This is a genomic window from Methanosarcina horonobensis HB-1 = JCM 15518, assembly GCF_000970285.1.
Taxonomy (GTDB): Archaea; Halobacteriota; Methanosarcinia; order Methanosarcinales; family Methanosarcinaceae; genus Methanosarcina; species Methanosarcina horonobensis.
Window position 1 is genome coordinate 2,317,414 of sequence record NZ_CP009516.1, and the last position, 22,279, is coordinate 2,339,692.

A 22,279-nucleotide genomic window follows, 5' to 3' on the forward strand; every position below is an offset into this window, starting at 1 on the left:
TCCAGAGACCTGGAGCAATTACTCTTTTTTCTCCAGAAATTCTTTCTTCTCCAGAAACACAACTGTGTTATAGGCAGGAGGTTCAGGCCGGATTCTCTGCTCCTTAAAGCCTTCAGGAAAATTAAGCAAAAAATCTCTATTCAGCAGTTTCATTAATCCTTTCTCATAAATTCTGTAAGAGATTTTACACCCGGCAGGTGCTATTTTCAATAGATGAGCAAGAATTTCTTCTTTAGGCTCAGCCTGGGCAGCTATCATAATGACTCTGGTACTTACGTCAGGAGTTATGAAATCTCCTGTGCTCAATGAAAAATGATTTCCATTGAGTATACTGATATCTTCGGAAACTCCAAGCTTTTTAATTACCTCTTTTGAGAGGTCTGCGCTCACCGTATCCTGTTCTATCCCTGTACTTTTTACCCCATGCTGCTTTAAAAAAACAATCAGAGTAAGAGGGAGAGGTCCGCTCCCGAGAAAAAGTATTCTATCCTCTCTTTTGAGCCCGAAACCTTCGAATTCTGTTCTAACCAGTTTGAGATAGTTCTCGTAAAAAGGGAATTCCTTAAGGGTTTTCCAGGGCGATTTACTTGCAAGAATCTTGTTTGAATATCCTGTTTCAAGCCTTATCGTATAGAGATTTCTAAACCTGTAAATGGAGATAAAAATTGGTTCCAGTTCCCGGCTGTTCAAAAGTTCAGTGACTGCATTATCTTCAATATCCAGTGTAATAAGGGAATTCAACCTCTGGAAAAATGACCCATATAGATCGGAAGAGCCGTAGAGAATCTCTTTTTCAGGCAGATCCTTTATTTCCTCATACAGCTTGAGAATTTCCCCTAGAATGAACCCGGATGAAAGTTTAACGCTTTCGCTGACCTCTCCAACCATAATATCCCCGAAGAATATTATGGCGCTTTTGAATAAAAAGACACAGTATAAGGAGTGATGATGCAGAGTTAGATTTAATCAGTCCTCTTGGGCAAAGCAAGACGTGAGGACAAAACGTTTTTCGATAGGTAATTCTATTTTACTTTCACCTATCAGGGTTTTTAGTTATTTCGTTTTAGCTCTTTCATTTCTTAGCTCACTAAGTACCTTTCCTTTTTGTCCTTTTCTTTTATCCTTTTTTCGCTATTCTTATCTACTCTGCTTGTCTGTCCTTTTTATCCGGGCGACTTCTCCCGAAGCACTTCTACAGCAAACACAGGATCTCCTTGCAGTGCAGCGAAGGGATTCCTTGCACTTTTTTCATTCCCTATCCAGATGGAGTGAGCACAGTAAAGGCAGCAGCAGCGTGTGGTGTACAGATTATTTTTCGGCACATAGGCTTTGCAGCAGTTGCTGCCTCTTAAAACTCCATGTTTGCATAGAACAAGCTGCCTTGTCAGGTGCAGGTCCTATTCCAGACTATTCTGTTTACAGTCCCAGCTATCCGGTTCATTGAAATTCAGTATTTCACCCAATTTATAATTTGGTTTTATATACATTTAAAACTTTCCTATTCTGTCCTATGTTTTTATATTAGTTAAATTATAAATGTGAGTGAGCTTTCAGGCAAAAAAGAAAGCTTTAATTTTAAAGGACTTTAACCGAGAATTTTGCCGTTGTGAAGGAAGTTTTTTATCTGTGTCCCGCAATATACGCAACGTTTTTAAGCATCTTATAATTATTATGGTGCAGACCGGTAATCGTTTATCTTTAAGTTCGTTTATCTTTTATTCCATACAGCATTCGGGCTACCGAAAAATATGTGAAAACCCGATTAATCTCGAGATTCTAACTTAAAAAATATAAAGATCCAAAATTGAGGCTTACAAAAATGCAGTACCAGGCAACAGTAACTATTGAACAGAAAGCAGGCATGCTTGACCCTGAAGGCACCACAGCTAAAAGGGCTCTCGGACACCTTGGATATGCAGTCGAAAGCGTGAAGACTGCAAAACTCTACGAACTAGTGCTCGAAGCCGAATCTGCTGAAGTTGCGAAGCAGAAAGTTGATGAGATGTGCCAGAAGCTTATTGCAAACCCAATCATCCACAACTATACTATAGAGCTTAAGGAACTCAAATAAAGTCTCTGAAGGGAATAAAGGATTGAAGATTAAATCCGGAAAGCTAAATGCTCGAAAATTTGAAGGAAGATTGAGGGAAAAAAATGAAAATTGCCATTATTCAGTTCGGAGGCACAAACTGCGACATGGATGTTCTTCATGTTCTTAAAGACGTGGTTGGTGTGGATGCCGAAACTGTCTGGTACAAAGAAGAAAGCCTGACAGGCTTTGACGGTGTTGTTGTTCCAGGCGGCTTTTCCTATGGAGATTACCTCAGGGCAGGAGCTATTGCAGCTCGAACCCCTATTATGGATTCCGTAAAAAAGATTGCAGCCGAAGGAAAACCTGTTCTAGGTATCTGCAATGGTTTCCAGATTCTGACCGAAGCCCGGCTTCTCGAAGGAGCTCTTACAACAAACGAATATCCCAAATTCAGGTGCCACTGGACAAACCTTAGAGTAGAAACAGCCAATACCCCCTTTACCTCGAAGTTCAGGAAAGGTGAGGTTATAAGGCTGCCCATTGCTCATATGGAAGGAAAGTTCTACGCTGAAGAACCAACCCTGGCAGAGCTCGATGAGAATGAACAGGTAGTTTTCCGTTATGTGGATGAAAAAGGAAGGGCGACCGATAAAGCCAATCCTAACGGCTCTCTGGAAAACATCGCAGGAATAGTAAACACTTCAAGAAACATTCTCGGACTCATGCCTCACCCGGAAAGGGCTTCGGAATCAATCCTTGGTTCTGATGACGGCAGGCGGGTTTTCGAGTCCATGGCGGATTATATCACAGAAAACTTCTAATTTACAGAAAATCTCTAATCCGCTATTCATTTCTTTTTAAATTCCTTTCTTTTTTAATAAAAGCTTTTTAAATTTCTGTTTTTTAATGAAATGTTATTTTTATTTTTGATACTTTATTTTTTCAATTGTATATTAACTTCCGTTATTTTACTTCAATTTTTTTTCTTTAACTTGTATCTTTCCCCTATCAGTTTTACAGATTGTTGGAATCCGGATTTTTTTGCTTTTTTAATCCTCAAATCTTCCTTTTCAACTGATTTTCCCGGTATAGAAGAGTATGTTTGCAGAGGGAAATAAATGAAAGTTCAGGTTTATTTTTCAGAACATATATTTCAAAATCTTTTTATTACTTCAGATTATATTCTTATGAGTTATTATAAATACAGTATTTATTTTTCTGTATGGATAATTCAATCAATTAAGGGGAGTATTGGATAATGAATGAGAAATCAGTTTTTAAGACTTTTGCAGCCTTCCTTCTCGTGCTCGGGATAATTGCAACCCAGGCAAGTGCTGCAGTTATTACCGTAGGTTCCACCGGAGGAGAAAACTACACCTCTATTCAGGAAGCTATTAACAATGCACAGAATGGAGATACAATTCTTGTAAACCCTGGAGTTTACAAGGAAAACGTAAAAGTGAGTAAAGAAGTTTCAATCATCTCAAACTCTGCATCAGAGAACCAGATTAACCGCACATATGTACTGGGTGCGTTTTCTAACGAAGATGTCTTTTCCGTTAATTCAAGCAACGTGACAATATCCGGGTTCCATATCTCAGGAGGTCCTTCCAGTGGGGACTTGCATGAAGTTGGGATTTATCTTGAAGGGGTAAATAACTGTTCATTAGTCAATAATGCTCTGGTATTGAACGATGTAGGCATCGTTCTCAATGATTCTCAGCGCAACTACATTAAAGACAACCTTGTGAGCATCGGATACAGTGGGATTATTCTCATTGATTCCGAAGAAAATGAGCTGTCAGACAACTGGTTAGCAACGAACAGCGAGGGAATCTTGCTGAATAATTCTGTCAACAATAGTATTTTTAACAATACAGCAAGTGGAAATGAAATAGGGATTTATCTCGGAATGTCTGGAAGAAATATAATTAATTCTAACTTCATCTCGAAAAATGACTATGGAATCATTGGAAAAGTGGCAGAATACAATACTATGTTTAATAATTCCCTTTACCAGAATGGGCTTGGAATATACCTTAACGAATCTTCCAACAACACTATCTACCAGAATGAGTTTTCGAATTTCTTTGATGTATTGGATGAAGGAACTAATATATGGAACAGCAGTTCCTCAGGCAATATGTGGAGTAACTACACAGGCGAAGATGCCAATGGAGACGGTATTGGGGACACTCCATTCGTTATCAATGAAACAACCGGAAGCACGGATTACATGCCTCTGGTAAATGAAATTTCTTCAGACAACAACTCAGGAACGTGAGTGAAAAACCCTGAACTGATTCAGAAGAGCTATCAGGAAACTGGAAAGTGAGGAAGAAAACTGGGAAGTGAGGAAGAATAATCCAAAAAAAGTGCTCATGGAGAACTTTTTAGCAAAATCCTTTAAGGATTTTAATTTCAGGATTTTTGTTCGTTCTCCTGGAATTCTTCTTCACACTTTTTGGTTTTTCTATTCTTATTTTTGCTTATTGTAATTTTATTACTTTTTTATCTGCTTTCCAAATCTGACTTTACTCTTTTTCGGCTTTATCAATTGCTTCCTTTATATTTTCTATTGTCTGCCAGGAATGCCTGACGATACTGGGAAATTCTCCGCAGTGCTCTTTTCCCCATTTTACAAGGAAATCTCTTGTCTTCGGGTCAGAAGGATAGCCGCTCCCTAAATCTACTCCCCACTCTTTCTTGAGTTCTTCGATCAGCTCATCCCTGCGCACCTTTGCAATAATCGAGGCTGCCGAGACTATGGGATAGATGGCATCTGCCTGGTGCATGGAGATAATCTCTATTTTTTTTGCATGATCAGGACTGGTTTTTGCATACTGTCTGCGGAGATTTTCTGCAAAACGTTCGGCTTTAACATCAGCCGCGTCAGCATATACGATATCTGGTTTCAGCTGTTCAAGCACCTTTGCAAAGCAGACAACCATGATCTCGTTCATGCTCATTATTTTCCGGAGTTCATCAATCTGAGATGGGCTGACCTCAAGGATGAAATAGCCTTCTGCATGTTTTTTGATCTGGGCTGCAAGCTGCTCCCTTTTTTTAGGCGTCAGCTTTTTGGAATCCGCAACTCCCAGTACCTTGAGGATATGGGCTTTGGACTCATCGATCTTTACGCCTCCAATGCACATGGGCCCTATTACCGGACCTTTTCCGGCTTCATCAATTCCTGCGATCATCATTTTCTGGCTGCCTCCTTATTGAGGGAAAAGATTTTTTTAGGTATTAAAGTTTGCTCCCCTTAGAATCTCTCCACTTTGATTTGCAAGATAAATTAATTCAGAATGTGTACTCTTAAAACTTTTTCTTAAGGAGTTAATTCTTAGAGGACTATTTCTTAAAGAATCGCTTTTAAGAGAATTATTTATTAAAATTTATTAAGGAGACCTTTTATCTTTTCATTTTTTCATACTATATGCATTTAGCTTTACATAGAAGTTAGTTCTAACTGAGAAAATAATTTAAAACTAGAAAAATCTCCTAAAATTAGAATAACTCTTAGATTAGAATGATTTTTGAGAGCTAATTTAAAATACTTTAAATTTAAATTATTGTCTAACTTAAACCATATATACTTGATGAAGTATAGTTAATACTTAGTCGAAATTTCTTTGGGCAGGGAAATCATCGATTTTGGGAAGTGAGCAATCGGGCGATGAAAACTTCCCTGGCTAGTAGAGACGTTGGATCTTATTAAACGTTAAATGTTTAATTTTCCTGCTTGAATTTTGAATTTACCTGTTATCCATTTATTTTTGAGCCGGCCGGAGATTTATTTTTGGCTTTTAGAGGAATACGGAAAGGGGGTTATAATATCATTTTATGTGAATGTGGGGAGCTAGTGGAAGAAAATATTTTTATAGCTTATACGAAAACATCAGCTAATCCTTCAACCAGAACCATAGGTCACCAGAAATGTGGGGTTATTTTCAATTTTATTGACGGTAAAAGTCCAAAGAAATACTCTTCTCGAAAAGAATTGAAAATACTGGCTGCGAAGTTTGCAGATAAAAATGAGTTACTTGTGGAAAATACCGGGAAATTCCTGCTTGAGGTAGATAGACTCAAATCCAGTGGCCGTTTATCAGACATCGAAATATTAATCAGTGCATACAGGCGGATTCTGGAGTTAGAAAATAAACTCAAGCTATGTCCGGACAAAATGAAACACAGTCCGGATGATTAAAATGCCTGTTCTAGTAATGAAATCTTTCTTTTGCTGACTTTATATGACGCCATATGTTGACAATCTCGAACATCTTCTTGATGAGCTCTCCAGAATCGACAGGCTAATCCGCAGTTATTTCGAAGTCTTCTGGACAGATCCTTCTGAGCCGATGGATGAATTCAGGGGCCTGTATATTTCGGAAGCCGAAATAAGTACGCTCCTGAACGCAGGGGGGTTCGGAACAGACTCAAAAACGCTGCCGGACTCTGAGATCGAAGAAATAAGAGAGATGCGCAGAAATATAGGTCTTAGAAAAATTGAAACCCTGAGATATAGCAAAGAACTGAGACTTCAAACCCTATCTGAACTTTTCAGCCTTGACCCGTTTGAGATTGATATCCTTTTAATAGGGCTTGCCCCTGAACTGGATCTGAAATATGAAAAGATCTATTCTTACCTTCAAAATGATGTGACCAAAAAACGACCCGGAGTCGATCTGGCCCTGAACCTGCTCTGCCAGACAGCTGAAGAAAAAGTTAAGGCAAGAGCATATTTTTCGCGAGAATCACCCCTGGTCAAAAATTATCTCATATACCTTGAAGGAAGAGAGACAGGCGGGAATTCGGAAGGACAGCAATCTCTTCTGTCTGCATACATAAAAGTTGACGAGAGAATAATTGATTTTTTACTTGCGTTCGATGAGCCTGACCCGAGGATCCGGGATTTTTCATACATAATGGAAACAAAAAGGTCTTTCGAAGACCTTATCCTGCCCGAAGACCTGAAAAGCAGGTTAAAAGACTCTGTAAGCTGGCACATAAGGAATAAAGTTCCTTTAAAATTCTTTTTCGAGGGTCCGGCGGGCAGCGGAAAAAAGATTACCGCAGAGGCTACTTGCAGGGAGTCAGACGCTGATTTGCTTATTGTGGATTCAAAAGCCCTTCTAAAAAACCATTTTTCTGAAACAGTGACCCTTGTGCTCAGGGAATCGCTTTTGCAGGATTCAGCACTTTATCTTGAAAACTTTGATGCTCTGCTTGCAAATAACGAAACCGAGGCTAAAGAGACTGAAATTCCTGTGAAGAATTTACTTCAGGACCTGAGAAACTTTCCAAAAGATGTTTTTCTGGCAGGAAGAAGGTTTTCTGAACGAAGAGAGGATTTGATAAATAATGGTTTCCTTTCTTTTCCTTTTCCTCGTCCTCCTTATCTTCTCAGAAAAAAATTATGGGAAGCTTGCCTGGAGGAAGACTGTATCCTGGCAGGGGATATAGACTTGAAAGAACTTGCAAGCAAGTTCAGGTTCACGGGCGGTCAGATTGAAAATGTTGTCAGTACGGCACGGGAGATCTCAAGGGCAAAAAATCCGGATGTCCCGGCACTCTCAGCTGAGATTCTCTACGAAAGCTGCAAAGCCCGGTCAAATCAGAGGCTGAGCGGTCTCGCTGTAAAAATTAACCCGCATTATAACTGGGAAGATATTGTCCTTCCGAAGGATACTCTTGAGCAGTTAAAAGAGGTCTGCGATTTTGTCAAATATAGAGGGATAGTATACTCCGACTGGGGTTTTGAAAAGAAATTATCCCTTGGCAAAGGCTTAAACGTGCTTTTTTCAGGTCCCTCCGGGACAGGGAAAACTATGGCAGCTGAAATTCTTGCACGGGAAGTCCGGCTGGACCTTTACAAGATAGATCTGTCGAGTATTGTCAGTAAGTACATTGGGGAAACCGAGAAGAACTTAAATAAAATATTTAAGGAAGCTGAAACAAGCAATGCAATTCTCTTCTTTGACGAAGCTGATGCCCTTTTTGGCAAAAGGTCCGAGGTAAAGGATGCTCATGACCGTTATGCAAATATTGAGACCGCTTATCTGCTCCAGAAAATGGAAGAACATGAAGGGACCGTGATACTTGCAAGTAATTTCCGGAAAAATATGGATGATGCATTCCTTCGCAGGTTACACTTTACAATTGAATTCCAGGTTCCTGACGAAAAATCCAGAGAGCTTATCTGGAGACATACCTTTCCTGCTGAAACTCCTCTTGAGGCTGAAGTGGATTTTGTTTTCCTGTCAAAATTCAAACTTACAGGCGGAAATATCAAAAACATAGCTCTCTCAGCTTCTTTTCTGGCTGCGGGAGGCTCTGGCAGGGTCGGGATGGAACACATCATCAGGGCTACGAAACGGGAATACCAGAAAATTGGAAAACTGTTTACAGAAGCTGATTTTGGTGAGTATGCAAGCTATTTGAGATAATTATGTGTACTGGACATGTTTACAGGCACGGAGTATGTCTACGAATACTAAACGTTTTAGCAGTATAGATTGAACTATAAATTTTTCAATGGATATTCATCCTTTGCAATTAAGCAGTGGGAGGTGAGCTCATTGTCTGATTACAGAGCAATAGCTGATGTTGGAGAGACTTTGATAGAGCTCTTAAGGGACAATATGGAGGATCTGGTTGACAGGGAGTCAATAGTGCTTTTTTCTCCCGGAGAAATAGATTCCAGCGACAATGTGAGGTTATCCCTTTTTCTGTATCAGGTTCTTGAAAACACTCATCTGAGAAATCAGGAAATGCAGGTTAAGGGTCCGGATACGCTTACATTTCCGCCATTAACTCTTGAACTGTACTATATGCTAACGTCTCATACATCCTCCGGAGTGCAGGATAAAACAGCCAGGTCACTGGAGGAGCATACTGTACTGGGCAGGGCTGCGAGAGTCCTGTATGACAATTCCGTTTTGAAAGGGTCGCTTTTGAAGGGGAACTTGAATAAAAACGAGGAGCTTCACATAATGATGAGTTCCCTGAACATGGAAGATCTGACCAAAATCTGGAGCACATTCCCGAGTAAACCTTTCAGACCTTCAATTTGTTATGTCGTTACTCCCGTACAGATCAATTCGGGTAGGGAGGTTGGTGTTCAAAGAGTAGTATCAAGGGAAATAAACTATGCCTATTATGCCAGAAAAGGGGGTAAATGAATGGCTTTTGCCAGGATCTATGAGACCGATATCTGCACCGCATATGCCGGAGATATTCGATCTCTCAAACTCTCTTTTGCAGTAGGGGTGATTGACGATTATACGGGGCAAAAACCATTAGGCAAAATTCGGATGGAGATAAAAGAGACGGGTAAAAAAGCGTTCCAGAACCTCAGCGGGTATTATTTTTTTACTAATGTCGATGCCGAAGAGAGTTACATATTGAGCATTAAACCGGAGTTGTATTTCCCGGAAGAAATAACAGTGGATATGTCAGCTTTTTCTGATCCGAAAAAACCGGTAGTTGAAATTAACGGTAAACCTAAAATTGCCCTTAAGCCCAACCCCCGGTATCCGTTTCCTGCCAATGCGACTCTTCTTAGAGGACAAATAGAATCAAGCTCAGGAAAACCTGTAACTGGCCTGAGAGTTGGAGTGGAAGGCAAAGATATAGAAAACTTTACAGACAGCAGAGGAGAATTCGTGCTTTATTTTAAAAATATTGTAAAAACAGAGGAAATAACCCTGAAAATAGACGGAGAAGCTGTTGAGAACTCTTTTACGGTACAGGAAGGAAAAACAGTTTCTGCAAAAAAGATTTCGATCCAATAAATGATTCGATAAATGATTCGATAAATGATCCAATAAATAACTTAGCAAATAATTCAATAACTTATGTTTCAATCTCAAAGCACATGACCTGAAAAGCTAACTTCCAGAACCAGGATGCTGAAGCTGCCAGGATCAAAATATAATTAATGATCAAAATAGGGGGAATAAATATACCGGAATATTTAGCACCAGGGGTATATATTGAAGAATTCGAAATCGGGGCAAAACCTATCGAAGGTGTCAGTACAAGTACAGCCGGTTTTGTAGGATTTGCGGAAAGAGGTCCTCTTAACAGGCCTACTCTGGTAACAAGTGTTGCAGAGTATCAGAATACCTTCGGAGGATATTTACCTGAAGATAAGGAGTATGACAGCGTACGCTGGCTGCCTTATGCTGTAGAAGGATTTTTCAGCAACGGAGGTAAACGGGCTTATATAGTAAGGGTAGCTGTCAAAGACAGTGAAAACGAAGATTCAAATGCAAAAGCTGCCTCCGGCTTTGTACCTGATATCTCGGGAGTCACCACTCTCCTGACTGAAGAAACAAAAGCAGGGTCTTTTGTCCTGAAGGCGGATAATATAACAGGCTTGGAGCATGGGGATGTTCTATTCCTTAGAGACGGAGCTTTCTCAGAGTATATCCAGCTCAGATTTGCAGGTACAGCAAAAGTTCTTACCCTTAATGCTCCACTGGCAAATGGTACATATGCGGAAGGAACCGAAATCACTAAACCTGTACCAGGCCCCACGGATCCCGCTGATCCTGATGCTTATGAGGTACAGGAAAAACTCGAAGCCGGAGACACGGAAATTGTACTTGACGATGTTTCCGGACTTATAGTAGGCGATGCGGTCCTGCTCGATAAGAATGAAAATGCGGAGATCTGCATCCTCAGCGCGGTCAACGATACGCAAAAGTCAATCACAGTAACATCGACGTTAAAATTAAAACATGACAAGGGTGCAGAAATACAGAAACTATCCATTCCCGAAGTTGACCCGGTAACTGCAGCCACACTTATGGAACTGAAAGCTGGGGACCTGATTATTCCGGTTGCTCAGGGAGCTACGGAATTTGATGTGAACAGCGCACTCAAAATAGGGGATGAGTATTTCCTTATAAAAGCAGTCGAGACTGGTAACCTGCTCCTTTCAGAAGAAAAACTAAAGTACCAGCACAAAATGAACGCAGAAATAAAGCAGCTGGTAAGAGCTCTCAATGTCAGTGCTTCAAGTGAAGGAAAATGGGGAAACCGGATAAAGGTCATGTCAAACCTGAGTTCCCTATCCGAAGCCAGCCTGACAGAACCTGCCTCAAATAAAGATACTCTCACATTGAGTACGGTAAACGGTATGGAAAAAGGCACCCTGCTCAAAATCGAACCCAAAGATAAGGCTCCGATATACGAGACCGTAAAAGAAGTGATTAAAACAGGTAATAGCAAAAAGGTAGTCCTTGAAAATGTGATTAATGAAAACCTCGATACGGGCACGAGAGCCTCTACGGTTGAATTTGATCTCAAAATCAGGTTTGATGGCTCGGAAGAGATTTTTAAAAGTCTCTCCATGAACAGCAATCACAGCCGGTATATTACCAGGATAATTTCGGAAGAGAGTTCCCGCCTGATTCGGATAAAAGATGTCAGCAGCACACAGGACCCGGCTAAGAAAATTCCCATGCCAGCACAGGATACGGAGCCAGGCTGGCTTCTTGCCGGAGGAACCGACGGAATTCCGGAAGATGAAGGAAAAATCAACGAAACCTATGCTGGCAAGGATGACCTCATCCCTGAAAATAGGACCGGACTTCATACTTTGAAAAATAAAGAGGATATAAGTATAGCCGCGGTTCCTGGCATTACCACACAGGCAATACAGGACAAGATCATCGCTCAATGCGAAGAAGCGAAAGACCGTTTTGCGGTTCTGGATCCGAAAATGGGTTCTGACCTTGATGAGATCCAGGGACAGCGTAATTTATACGATTCCAAATATGCTTCCCTTTATTACCCCTGGATTCAAGCATATGATCCCGTATCAAAGAAACAGGTCAATGTTCCTCCAAGCGGGCATATTTGCGGTATTTATGCTCGCAGCGACATCGAAAGGGGAGTCCATAAGGCACCTGCCAATGAGAAAATCAACGGAGCTCTGGATCTGGAAAAAATTGGCAGTGCTGCAAGGATTATCACAAAAGGCCAGCAGGAAGTTCTGAACCCCAAAGGAATCAACTGCATTATTCCCTTCCCGGGCAGAGGAATCAGGGTCTGGGGAGCTCGAACGATATCCAGCGATTCTCTCTGGAAGTACATAAACGTCCGACGCCTGTTTATCTTTATTGAAAAATCCATTGAAAACGGGACTCAATGGGTTGTTTTTGAACCGAATAATGAAAAGCTCTGGGCAAGGGTTAATGCAACCATAACTCAGTTCCTCACAGGAGTCTGGCGGGACGGGGCTCTTATGGGAACAAAGCCTGAAGAAGCTTTTTTTGTCAAATGTGACCGGACCACAATGACCCAGGACGATATCGACAATGGAAGGCTGATATGCGTTATAGGGATTGCTCCTGTAAAACCTGCAGAATTTGTTATCTTCAGGATAGCGCAGTGGGCAGGAGGGTCTGCAGCAACTGAATAACAACAACCGAATTATCGTCGGCAGAATTGAAACCAGACCCGGCAGAAAGTCGATAAATTGAAACAGGATACAGATTAAAAATTATGATAGGAAAAGGGGGATAATATATGGTAAGAGCGGATCCTTACAGACAGTTCAGGTTCAGGGTTGAAATTGACGGGATTACCCAGGCGGGTTTCAGCGAATGTACCTTTGGGGACACCACAACAGATGTAGCTGAGTACAGGGAAGGGGACGAGCCTCCAAGGTTTAGAAAACTTTCCGGGCTAACAAAGTACGGAAATATCACCCTGAAGTGGGGAATTACTGATTCACTTGACCTCTACAGCTGGAGGCAGCAGGTAATAGACACAGGTGCAGAAAGTGCACGGAGAAATATGTCAATTGTCCTCATTGATGAAGCAGGTGCGGATAAAGCCCGCTGGAATATTGAGAGAGCCTGGCCCAGCAAGTACGACCCTGTAGATTTCAATGCAAAGGGAAACGAAGTGGCTATAGAGACTCTTGAGATTGTCCATGAGGGTTTCAAGCGAGCTTCCTGAGCTATGAATAATTTTAAATTATTTCTGATTTAATTTTAAAATATTTTAGTTTGTAGTTGTTAAAATATGTTTTAAATTAGAAAAATTAAGATATTAAAGAGTTTAAGGGGGAATTTTTCTGGGATTTCAAACAGAATTTGATTTTACCCTGCCTAAAGGTTATGTGGACAGCGATGGGAACCTCCATAATAAAGGGATCATGAGGTTGGCTACAGCGGCGGATGAGATCCTTCCATTGAAGGATCCGAGGGTCAAATCCAACCCCGCATATCTGACTATAATCCTGCTTTCAAGGGTAATTACAAAACTCGGGTCCCTTGAAAGCATCAACCCGGCTGTAATAGAGAACCTTTTTGCCTCTGACCTCGCATACCTGCAGGATTTGTATGCCAGGATCAATGAAAACGCTACAAATGAAATCCATGCAGTCTGCCCGAAATGCGGGCACAAATTCGACCTGGAGGAGCCTGAACAGGGGGAATAACCGGCTACCCCCTCAGCAGATTGTATGAGGAGGTAGCCTTTATTGCCTACCATTTTCACTGGTCCCACGAAGAGATTATGAATTTTGAACACAGGGATCGCCAGCGCTGGTGTGAAGAAATCTCAAAAATTAACCAGCGCCTGAGCAAGGACCGTGAAAAGAGCATACTCGATGTCGAATAATAACGGGTCAGATGCCAAAGTTTACGGAGGGAAAATAAAATAATGGCAGGTACGGCAGGGAAATCGGATCCCTTTATGTCTTATCGCTTCCGAGTGGAAATCGGAGGGATTATTGTCGCCCAGATGTCCGAAGTAACCGGGCTTCAGGCACAAACTGATACCGAAACTTACGAAGAGGGTGGAGTAAATAATTTCGTGCATATCCTTCCGAAACGGACCAAGTTCAATAACCTCGTTCTCAAAAGAGGTATAACCGATCTCGATCAGTTGTGGCAGTGGCATCAGGATGTTGTTAACGGGAGGTTTGAGAGGAAAGACGGAGCCATAATTCTGATGGATTCTGAAGGAAATGACAGGTGGCGCTGGGAATTTTCAAGGGCTTACCCTGTCCGATGGGCTGGACCCGATTTGAAGGCAGACAGCAGCACCATAGCTTTTGAGACCATTGAACTTGCCCATCAGGGAATATGGAAGGGGAGAAGGTGAATAAACGGAAGTTTTCAGGAGCAAAAAAATTGTATGCAAAAGGGTCACACGCCATTGTCTCAAACCTCCGCTTCCATTCAAAAATTATAGAAAAATATTCTGGAGGGAAAAAGAGATTCTTCAGCTTTCCATTTCTTCTTTTCAGGGAAAATTCCGAAGAGAAACTTGGTAGGAGAAACAAGTTTTCCTTTCCAATTCATATTCAGGTTCTCAAATACCCTGTTTCTCGAGAAACCGTCTCTAGTGGATTCACCGAAAAAAAAGTAATAATCGTTAATCAGTCTCTGAAGCCTGTTTTCCTGAAGGAAAAAGAGAAGGAAAGAGAGATATTGAGGACATATGAAAATGTGACAAATACCAGAGACATAATCAGACAAAATAACGGCGATACAGTTCAAAGAAGCGAGTCTGTCATTCAAAAAACAGCATATGATGTTCAAAAAGAGATTCGGGCTTTATCTCGAAATGGAAATTTCCATCCGGTCTCGGGCTCATTACCAGATACAAACCTCGCAAACATTGTGCGCAAAAAAGTTCCTAAAGGAGATCTCCTGAGAAATCCTATCGGTGCCAGAATGGCAGAAAATTCTGTATTTCGCCCTTATGTATTCTATCAGGGAAGAAGCCTTAAATCTGTAAACCAGATTAATTTTGGGGATAAAACTTCCGGAGAATCCTTTGAAGCGCCTTCTTGGGAAAGTGAAGGAATATCAAAATTAAGCAGGCTTTACCTGAGAAATGTTGATTCTGGAATGAATTCACCTGGCAGAAACCCCGTTTACGAGGATATTTCTGTCTTAAACCCCATTCCTTTCTCCAGATCGAAAGTTAGCCTGAGGTTCCATCTTGCTGTGCCTTCAGTTTCTGCTTTTGATGAAGGGCTTATTCTGGACAGTGCTTCTGGAAAAGGAACTTATCACCAGGCTCCCGGGCTGGTTTTTAACTCGGCGGGCAATCTCAGCCAGGAGATAGAAAGAGAAATGGAAGCGATTAAAGAAGAACTGGCTCAGGCTGAAAAGGCAGCCAGGGAAAGTTATTCCTCGATTTATTCTAAGATGGAAGAGGAATTAAAGCGAAATCTCGAAATAAATAAAATCTCCGAGCAAGTTATACGGCAGATTACGATGAGACTGAAAATAGAAAAAGAAAGAAGAGGGCTTCTTTAATTAAAGAAAGATATTAGAAGAGATATTGTAAACTGGGGGAGAAAATGAAGCAAAAACCAAAGAAAGGTTTTATCGAAATTTTCAGAGGAGGGAAAGAGCAGCCGGAACAAATTGAAATCCTTTATTTTCCTCCAGAATATTCGATTGATAAAAGTAACAATTTTTCTGAAATTTCAGTTCCAGGGCTTGAGTCCCCTTACCTGCAATACATAAAAGGGAATTCCGGAAGCATTAGCCTGGAAGTATTTTATGATACTTACGAGGAAGGCGGGGTAGATGTCAGAAAATATACGGATCAGCTGACAGGGCTTATGAATATTGATCCCGAATTGCATGCTCCTCCCGTGCTTCGCTTTATATGGGGTCTGGATTCGAAAGAGCCTTTTTACTGCGTGCTTGAGAAGGTGACCAGACGGTTCACAATGTTTAACTCGGACGGCATCCCTGTTCGGGCAAAACTTAACATTACTCTCAAAGAGTTCAAAGTTGAACTCAACAGCCGCGAAAGAAGCCTTCAGTCTCCAGATAAAACTCATGTTTATACTGCAAAACAGGGAGACAGCCTGTGGCTGATAGCTTACAGGGAATACGGGGATCCCGGGCTCTGGAGACCTATTGCACTGGCAAATAAAATCGAATATCCCGAGCTGCTCAAGCCAGGCACGGAATTGATCATACCTCCGGTGGAATAAAAACATGACACAGCTGATTTCTTCTGCCGAGATTTATGCCCCGACTTTTACAGTTTACCGGGCAGACAGTGGTGAAGCTGTTCCAAAGAATGAGATCACTGGAATTGAAATCGATGAAGACCTGGAAAACCCGGGGATGTTTCGCATTTATTTTAATGAGGCACTTGACCCGAAGACGCAGAGATTCAAATGGCTGGATGCAGAAAGCATTTTCCCAGGAACCATGCTTGTGACTTCTTTTGGATACGCCTCTCCTCGAAAAGAAAGCAGGATAACCGGCAGGATCAGGGCATTATCCCCTGGTTTTTTTACAGGGGGTCCTCCAACGCTTACCGTTGAAGGGTATGACCTTTCCCACGACCTTAAAAAGACACATTCCGATGTAAATCTCAATGAAGTGACTTATTCTGACGTAGCCAGGGGGATTGCCGAGAAAAATAAACTTGACTCTTCAGGAGTGGAAGATCCGGAAATAGGACCGTTCAGAAAAATCGAGAGAAAGGTAAACGAAAAGGATTATGCTTTCCTGAAAAGGCTGGCAGAGGATATCGGATTTGAGTTTTTCATCAGGAACCGGATTCTCTATTTCCGAAAACCTGCAGATGAAAGAAAAGGAAGCACGGATTTTGAATATTATAAAAATATCATAAGTTTCAGCCCGAGAATGAGCGCTGCAAACTTGGTAAACGAGGTAAGGGTAACAGCCTGGAACGAAAAAAACAAGGAAACTATTTCAGAAACTGCTGAACTCGATGAAATAAAAAGCAGTATCGGGATTCAAGGGTTTGCCGATATCGTGGAAGAGTCTCAGGGGACCAGGCTAAGTGTGAAGATTGAAGGGCGGGTTGTCAGGTCGAGGGAGGAGGCAAAAGCAATTGCCCTCTCAGAGTTAAAAAAGCGAAATATGGGGTTCATCACAGGAACCCTTGAGTGTGCCGGAAACCCGGAACTGAGACCCGGTGTCACCGTCAATATCACAAAAGTCGGGGAACGCTTCAGTGGAGTATATTATGTTATGAAATCAAAACATGTGCTTGGAGATGCCGGTTACAAAACAACCCTTGAGGTTCGGAGGTGTCTTTGACGGATCTGAGTGAACTTTTAGGAGAGACTGAAGAAGGTCAGGCTAAAAACATATACGGAGTTGCAGTCGGGATTGTAACCAACAATCAGGACCCTGAGAAACGCGGAAGGGTGAAGGTAAACCTGCCCTGGAGGGGAGAAAATGACGAAAGCCATTGGGCAAGAGTTGCAAGCCCTATGGCTGGGAGCGGAAGGGGTATGGTTTTTTATCCCGAAGTTAACGACGAAGTCCTTGTAGCATTCGAGCAGGGAGATGTAAACCATCCCTATATAATCGGAGGCTTGTGGAATTCTCAGGACCTTCCTCCCGAGACTAACAGCAGCGGAGAAAATAACATCCGCAAGATAAAGTCAAGGAGCGGGCATGAGCTTACATTTGACGATACTCCTAGGCAGGAAAAGGTTGAAATCAAAACGCAAGGAGGGCATATGGTCATCCTTGACGATACTTCAGGTCAGGAAAAAATAGAAATTACTGATAAAACCGGAAATAACAGGATTGTGATCGACTCCGCAAAAAACTCCATTGTAATGGAATGTGCCATGCAGCTTACTATCAAAGCCGGCATGCTTGAAATCGAAGGAACCAGTTCCCTTAGCCTGAAGTCTAATGCAATTCTCACGATCCAGGGCCTGCCTGTAAAAATAAATTAAGAGTAAAAAATTGGTAATTAAGAGTAAAAAAAAGTGGAGAAAACAATGCCACCTGCTGCAAGAGTTGGAGATGCCACATCCCATGGTACTCCTCTAGGACCCGGTCCCGGAAGCCCGAATGTTTTGATTGGAGGGATGCCTGCCTGGAGGGGGGCAGCCGATTTCCATGCATGTCTGCTCTCTTCAGGCCCTGCACCGCATGCCGGAGGAGTGGTTGTGCAGGGCAGCCCCACTGTTCTAATCAATAACTTGCCGGCTGCCCGTCAGGGAGATATGGTTATTGAAGCGGGACCTCCGAATGCGATTATAGTCGGGTGTCCTACGGTGCTTATAGGGTAAAGCTCATTTCACACTTATTTCACACTTATTATTGCATGGAATTATTATTACACTGAACTATTACAACGAATTTTTTTCTATCCGGATTTTTGTAAATATCACTGGGGGATTGAAGATTAGTATGGATTTTCTCGGTAAAGGATGGAAATTTCCTTTCAATATAGACCATAGGGGAAAGGTAGATATTTCCAGCTATGAAGCTGACATAAAAGAGGCTATTTTCATAATCCTGGGGACAGCCGAAGGTGAACGCCTTATGAGACCCGGTTTCGGGTGCAGAGTCCATGAATACCTTTTTTCTACAATGGATACGCTCAGCCTTCGCCTTATAGAAAATGCCGTAATTGATGCTCTAACCAGATGGGAACCTCGTATTGAGCTAATTGATGTTAAGGCTCTGCCTGACCCTGCAAACGACGGAAGGCTCTTGATAAACATTGACTACAGGGTCAGGACCACAAACACCAGTTTTAACCTGGTCTATCCGTTTTATGTAAAAGAAGGGGTGTGACATGTGAAAGCTCCTGAAATCAGCCGGTTGGATGCGGATACAATTCTTCAGGAAATCAGGAAAAAAGCTCCCTTTTATCTCCCTGAATGGAAAGCGGAAGCCTCAAAGGATGTGGGATTTGCCCTTTCAATGATTTTTTCCAGCATGGCAGGAAGTATTTCTTCCAGGCTGAACGAAGCTCCAAACAAGCATTTTCTGTCTTTTCTCGAAATGCTCAATTTTTCCCTGATCCCGGCAAGACCTGCACGCGCTCCTCTCAGCTTTGTGCTGAGTGAGGGAGCTCCCGGAGATGTCCTGATCGAAGCTTCTACCCGGGTATCGGCTAAAGGCTCTGATGGAGAGACAGTTATTTTTGAGACTGAAAAAAATATGCTTGCAACTCCCTCAAAAATTATGTCCGTATACAGTACAATAGCAGAATACGACGAGATTTTTGACCACTCACTTTCAGTAAATGGGAGAAATCAAACAGACCTTTTTGCAGAGCAGGACTCTTTACAGGAGCACACTCTTTACATAGGGGATGAAGAGCTCTTTAACCTGAAGCAGGGAACCATAGATGTCTTTTTTGAGGGAGCCGAGAGAAGCTCCATAAAAAAACTTGGAGATGTAAAGAATGCATTATGGGAATATCCTGTTGAGTTTGCAGAAAAGAAAGACGGGGAAGAGAAAAAAATTAAATGGATCTCTTTTAAGAGCATGGAAGCCAGAGATGAAGGGAATACACCTTTAATCAGGCTGGAAATGGGCCCGGTAGAAGGAGAAGGGGATAAAAAAATCTTCCTGCCTGTTGCTGAACTTAAAGTGAATACGTTTGAGAGCAGGTGGATAAGATGTAAAATTAAAGAATCAAAAATTAACGAATTTAAAGATTTAAAAGTGACAAACATAAAAGTTTCAACTTCCCCTTCTCCTTTTAAAACTCCCATAAATGAAGATTCCATACTAAGGGTCCAGGGCATAGGGAACACTTATTATTCAAGGCTTGCAGGAAATCAGGCTGAACATAGGATCAGGACAATAAGTGAACTCCTGTCCCTTAGTGACGAAGAACTGGCAGGTATACTCCGCTGCAGCAAAATAAGAGCTCAGAACATTCTGGAGGCTGCAAGAAAAAGATTTTATGACAAATCCGGGAAAGACGAACCTGGGAATAGCAATAATGCGGTTAAGGGTATTGATCCGGATTTCCTGTTCTACAATGACATACCCCTTGATATTTCCGGAGAAAATGTATACCCGTTTGGAAGTAAACCCAGGCTGAACGATACTTTTTACATAGGGAGTTCGGAGGCTTTTTCAAAAAAAGGATATAAAGTCCGCATGGAGTTCGGTCTGGAAGCCGGAAGATCGGGTTCTACTGCTAAAGCCGATTCTCCTCAACTTTCCTGGGAGTACTGGGATGGGGAAAGCTGGACTGTCCTTGGGATCGCTGGAGGTAACAATAACTTAAGCGAGAACGGAGAATGTTCGGACAGAAATAGCAGAGAAAGAAGAGAAAGTGGAAAAATCGTACAATCCGGCATAGAAATTCCTGAAATGCCCCTGGTAAAGCCTTCCCGCGTTAACGGTAAGGAGAGCTGCTGGGTCAGGGTCAGGTTAGTTGGGGGAAATTACGGGAAAGACTATGAGATAAATAGTGATCGAAATATCAGTAGCGGCAGTTTTTGTCCTCCTGCAATAAAAAACTTAAAAATTAATTATCTTAGTTCGAAAAATAAGCAGCCAGCTGTCGTTCTTGCTAAAAATAACCTGGAATTCAGAGATTGCCTGAAAGATCTGGAAACTCGTGGAAATTTCAAGCCTTTTGAAGCTCTGCCTGATAAATTCCCTTCGGTTTATTTCGGATTTAACAAAGCCCTTAGAGGAGGGCCTATGAGCCTTTTCATAGATATCGAGGAGAGCTTCGAATACCCTGAATCTTTCCTGCCGGATGTAAAATGGCAATATCTTGCAGAGGGCAGCGAGGTAAGCGGAGAAGAAAGAAGCGTAAAAGAAAGCAGGGGAGAATGGAAAAGGCTTGAGACCCTGGATGAAACCGGAGGATTCACAAAAAAAGGCATGCTTCAATTTGTCGTTCCTGAAAAAATGCAGGCTTCCAGCTTCTTTGGTTCAGGCGAACAATACTGGATCAGGGCGTTTGTAACCGGGAATTTCTTTAAAACAAAAACAGAACCAAACTTACAGTCTCCTGCATATGAACTGTTTCTCAAAAAGGAGAGGCCGGCAATATACAGGCTTGATAATACCAGGAATGAATTTTCCTCAGTGATTTCCTCAGAGATAAACCGAAGAGAAGCAACTCCTGAGAAAATAATTTCCGGCAAGGTCGAACCCTTACTCCTGAATAAGGAAAACTGTCTCGAAGAAGCTTTAAGGCCTGAAAGCCGGAAACTCGAACCTCCCGGAAAAGTGGAATGTAAAAAAGCTTTTGAGGTATTCAATATTGATTTCCAACCTGAAACAGCCCGAATGCTTCCTCCGAAGGTTCTGGGCTTTTATCTTAATTCAGTCTGGGCTGTCCAGGCAAGCACGACCTATAACGAGGTAGTGGGTTCGAGTAGCGGGGAGCCGGACCAGGAATTTTCCCTTATTCACATACCTGTACTCGACGAAGAAGTATGGATTAATGAATACGGAAGCATTTCGGAAATAGAGAGAAAAAGCCTTCGAAAAGATCTTCAGGAAATTGAAAAGGATAGCGAAGGGGACCTCAAAAAGCTCTGGGTACGGTGGCAAAGGGTAGAAGATTTCCTTGAATCAAAAGAGACCGACAGGCACTACACACTCGACAGGATAGGAGGAAAAATCCGTTTTGGGAACAGAATAGAAGGAAAGATTCCGCCTGCAGGCTTTGAGAATATCAGGGCCACTTACAGGAGCGGAGGAGGAAAAGCAGGAAATATCGAAGCTATGAAGATCTCAAAAATCATGAGATCAATAGCCTTTGTGGACAGGGTTTACAACCCAGTACCTTCAAAAGGGGGGACTGATCCCGAGCAGACTGATGCGCTTATAAAAAGGTCTCCTGCTGCTCTTAAACACCGAAACCGTGCGATGGCGGTGAGCGATTATGAGTGGCTCTTAAGGGAAGCTTCCAGTAAGGTTGCAAGGGTAAAGGTTCTGCCTAATTTCAGTTCCGAGGGCAAGTTCAGTACAGGATGGGTTACAGTTGTTATAGTGCCGGAAGGGACCGGGACAAAGCCTCTGCCTTCAATTGAATTAAAGCGAGGCGTGAAGCAATATCTTGAGACAAGATGCCCTCCTGTTCTATCTCTGAAGGTAATATCCCCTTTTTATATTCGGGTGGATGTACTTGCAGAAATCCGGACACGTCACATTGACGCAATTCCCGTAATTGAAAAAAGAGCTGTGGAAAAAATTACGGCCTTTTTGCATCCCCTCACAGGCTGTGAGAATGGAAAAGGCTGGAATTTCGGAGACGCACCCTGCATTTCTGAGATATATTCGATACTTGAAGGTATTGAAGCTGTGGATTACGTGGCAGATGTAGAAATAAGGTACTTTGAAGGGTCGAAAGCTCTGACACTGACCGGCACTTCTGTTATTAAACTGCCTGAATATGCACTTCCTTACAGCGGGGAGCATTCGATCACAGTAAAATGGGCGAACGGTAATAAGGAGGGGTAAAGCCTGTCTCTTCCCATACCCA

Annotated in this window: 22 protein-coding genes; 19 read left to right on the forward strand and 3 right to left on the reverse strand. The window is 42.1% G+C overall.

Going from position 1 to position 22,279, the window contains the following annotated elements:
* Nucleotides 1-18: 18 nt before the first annotated feature.
* Complete coding sequence (locus tag MSHOH_RS10110) at nucleotides 19-888, reverse strand: nicotianamine synthase family protein (protein ID WP_048139371.1); 870 nt, start codon at nucleotides 886-888, stop codon at nucleotides 19-21.
* 275 nt (nucleotides 889-1,163) lie between these two features.
* A complete protein-coding gene (locus MSHOH_RS24305; protein WP_162197624.1) occupies nucleotides 1,164-1,322 on the reverse strand; it encodes a hypothetical protein in 159 nt (52 codons plus the stop codon).
* Between the two features lie 497 nt (nucleotides 1,323-1,819).
* Between MSHOH_RS24305 and purS the strand changes: the two genes are divergently transcribed.
* The 3 genes from purS (at nucleotide 1,820) to MSHOH_RS10125 (ending at nucleotide 4,316) form a co-directional block, all read left to right on the forward strand.
* Nucleotides 1,820-2,071 carry a phosphoribosylformylglycinamidine synthase subunit PurS gene (gene purS / locus MSHOH_RS10115; RefSeq protein WP_048139373.1) on the forward strand — a complete coding sequence of 84 codons (252 nt, stop codon included), beginning with the start codon at nucleotides 1,820-1,822 and terminating at the stop codon, nucleotides 2,069-2,071.
* Nucleotides 2,072-2,154: 83 nt separating this feature from the next.
* Nucleotides 2,155-2,853: a phosphoribosylformylglycinamidine synthase subunit PurQ gene (gene purQ, locus MSHOH_RS10120; RefSeq protein WP_048139375.1), complete on the forward strand. Its 699-nt coding sequence runs from the start codon at nucleotides 2,155-2,157 to the stop codon at nucleotides 2,851-2,853.
* A 437-nt stretch (nucleotides 2,854-3,290) separates the two neighbouring features.
* Nucleotides 3,291-4,316, forward strand: a complete 1,026-nt coding sequence (locus MSHOH_RS10125) for a right-handed parallel beta-helix repeat-containing protein (protein WP_048139377.1) — start codon at nucleotides 3,291-3,293, stop codon at nucleotides 4,314-4,316.
* 250 nt (nucleotides 4,317-4,566) lie between these two features.
* On the opposite strand, the gene rnhB is transcribed toward MSHOH_RS10125, so the two are convergent.
* Nucleotides 4,567-5,238, reverse strand: a complete 672-nt coding sequence (gene rnhB / locus MSHOH_RS10130) for a ribonuclease HII (RefSeq protein ID WP_048139379.1) — start codon at nucleotides 5,236-5,238, stop codon at nucleotides 4,567-4,569.
* A gap of 539 nt (nucleotides 5,239-5,777) precedes the next feature.
* Between rnhB and MSHOH_RS10135 the strand changes: the two genes are divergently transcribed.
* From MSHOH_RS10135 to MSHOH_RS10210, 16 genes are all read left to right on the forward strand, one after another.
* Nucleotides 5,778-6,242 (forward strand): hypothetical protein, encoded by a 465-nt coding sequence (locus MSHOH_RS10135; protein WP_239451322.1) that lies wholly within the window; start codon nucleotides 5,778-5,780, stop codon nucleotides 6,240-6,242.
* A 43-nt stretch (nucleotides 6,243-6,285) separates the two neighbouring features.
* Nucleotides 6,286-8,481 (forward strand): AAA family ATPase, encoded by a 2,196-nt coding sequence (locus MSHOH_RS10140; RefSeq protein ID WP_048139381.1) that lies wholly within the window; start codon nucleotides 6,286-6,288, stop codon nucleotides 8,479-8,481.
* A gap of 132 nt (nucleotides 8,482-8,613) precedes the next feature.
* The gene (locus tag MSHOH_RS10145) at nucleotides 8,614-9,216 is read left to right on the forward strand and encodes a DUF4255 domain-containing protein (protein ID WP_048139383.1); all 603 of its coding nucleotides are present in this window, start codon (nucleotides 8,614-8,616) and stop codon (nucleotides 9,214-9,216) included.
* Nucleotides 9,217-9,828, forward strand: a complete 612-nt coding sequence (locus tag MSHOH_RS10150) for a hypothetical protein (RefSeq protein WP_048139385.1) — start codon at nucleotides 9,217-9,219, stop codon at nucleotides 9,826-9,828.
* Nucleotides 9,829-9,974: 146 nt separating this feature from the next.
* Complete coding sequence (locus MSHOH_RS25175) at nucleotides 9,975-12,467, forward strand: phage tail sheath family protein (protein WP_052730808.1); 2,493 nt, start codon at nucleotides 9,975-9,977, stop codon at nucleotides 12,465-12,467.
* 107 nt (nucleotides 12,468-12,574) lie between these two features.
* Nucleotides 12,575-13,009: a phage tail protein gene (locus MSHOH_RS10160; RefSeq protein ID WP_048139387.1), complete on the forward strand. Its 435-nt coding sequence runs from the start codon at nucleotides 12,575-12,577 to the stop codon at nucleotides 13,007-13,009.
* A 163-nt stretch (nucleotides 13,010-13,172) separates the two neighbouring features.
* A complete protein-coding gene (locus tag MSHOH_RS10165) occupies nucleotides 13,173-13,493 on the forward strand; it encodes a phage tail assembly protein (RefSeq protein WP_239451323.1) in 321 nt (106 codons plus the stop codon).
* Nucleotides 13,494-13,513: 20 nt separating this feature from the next.
* Nucleotides 13,514-13,675: a DUF6760 family protein gene (locus tag MSHOH_RS25865; RefSeq protein WP_332881752.1), complete on the forward strand. Its 162-nt coding sequence runs from the start codon at nucleotides 13,514-13,516 to the stop codon at nucleotides 13,673-13,675.
* A 42-nt stretch (nucleotides 13,676-13,717) separates the two neighbouring features.
* Entirely contained in the window at nucleotides 13,718-14,161 is a 444-nt protein-coding gene (locus tag MSHOH_RS10175) for a phage tail protein (RefSeq protein ID WP_048139392.1), read from the forward strand.
* Nucleotides 14,158-15,327, forward strand: a complete 1,170-nt coding sequence (locus MSHOH_RS10180; protein ID WP_158024113.1) for a hypothetical protein — start codon at nucleotides 14,158-14,160, stop codon at nucleotides 15,325-15,327. The genes MSHOH_RS10175 and MSHOH_RS10180 overlap by 4 nt, the downstream gene beginning before the upstream one ends.
* Before the next feature lie 44 nt (nucleotides 15,328-15,371).
* A complete protein-coding gene (locus tag MSHOH_RS10185; RefSeq protein WP_048139396.1) occupies nucleotides 15,372-16,019 on the forward strand; it encodes a CIS tube protein in 648 nt (215 codons plus the stop codon).
* A gap of 4 nt (nucleotides 16,020-16,023) precedes the next feature.
* On the forward strand, nucleotides 16,024-17,103 hold the full coding sequence (locus MSHOH_RS10190) for a phage late control D family protein (protein ID WP_048139398.1): 1,080 nt from the start codon (nucleotides 16,024-16,026) through the stop codon (nucleotides 17,101-17,103).
* Nucleotides 17,100-17,756 carry a phage baseplate assembly protein V gene (locus MSHOH_RS10195; RefSeq protein WP_162197625.1) on the forward strand — a complete coding sequence of 219 codons (657 nt, stop codon included), beginning with the start codon at nucleotides 17,100-17,102 and terminating at the stop codon, nucleotides 17,754-17,756. The genes MSHOH_RS10190 and MSHOH_RS10195 overlap by 4 nt, the downstream gene beginning before the upstream one ends.
* 45 nt (nucleotides 17,757-17,801) lie before the next feature.
* Nucleotides 17,802-18,095 carry a PAAR domain-containing protein gene (locus tag MSHOH_RS10200; protein ID WP_048139403.1) on the forward strand — a complete coding sequence of 98 codons (294 nt, stop codon included), beginning with the start codon at nucleotides 17,802-17,804 and terminating at the stop codon, nucleotides 18,093-18,095.
* 121 nt (nucleotides 18,096-18,216) lie between these two features.
* Entirely contained in the window at nucleotides 18,217-18,606 is a 390-nt protein-coding gene (locus MSHOH_RS10205; RefSeq protein WP_239451324.1) for a GPW/gp25 family protein, read from the forward strand.
* A 3-nt stretch (nucleotides 18,607-18,609) separates the two neighbouring features.
* Nucleotides 18,610-22,257 (forward strand): putative baseplate assembly protein, encoded by a 3,648-nt coding sequence (locus MSHOH_RS10210; protein WP_048139406.1) that lies wholly within the window; start codon nucleotides 18,610-18,612, stop codon nucleotides 22,255-22,257.
* Nucleotides 22,258-22,279: the final 22 nt, after the last annotated feature.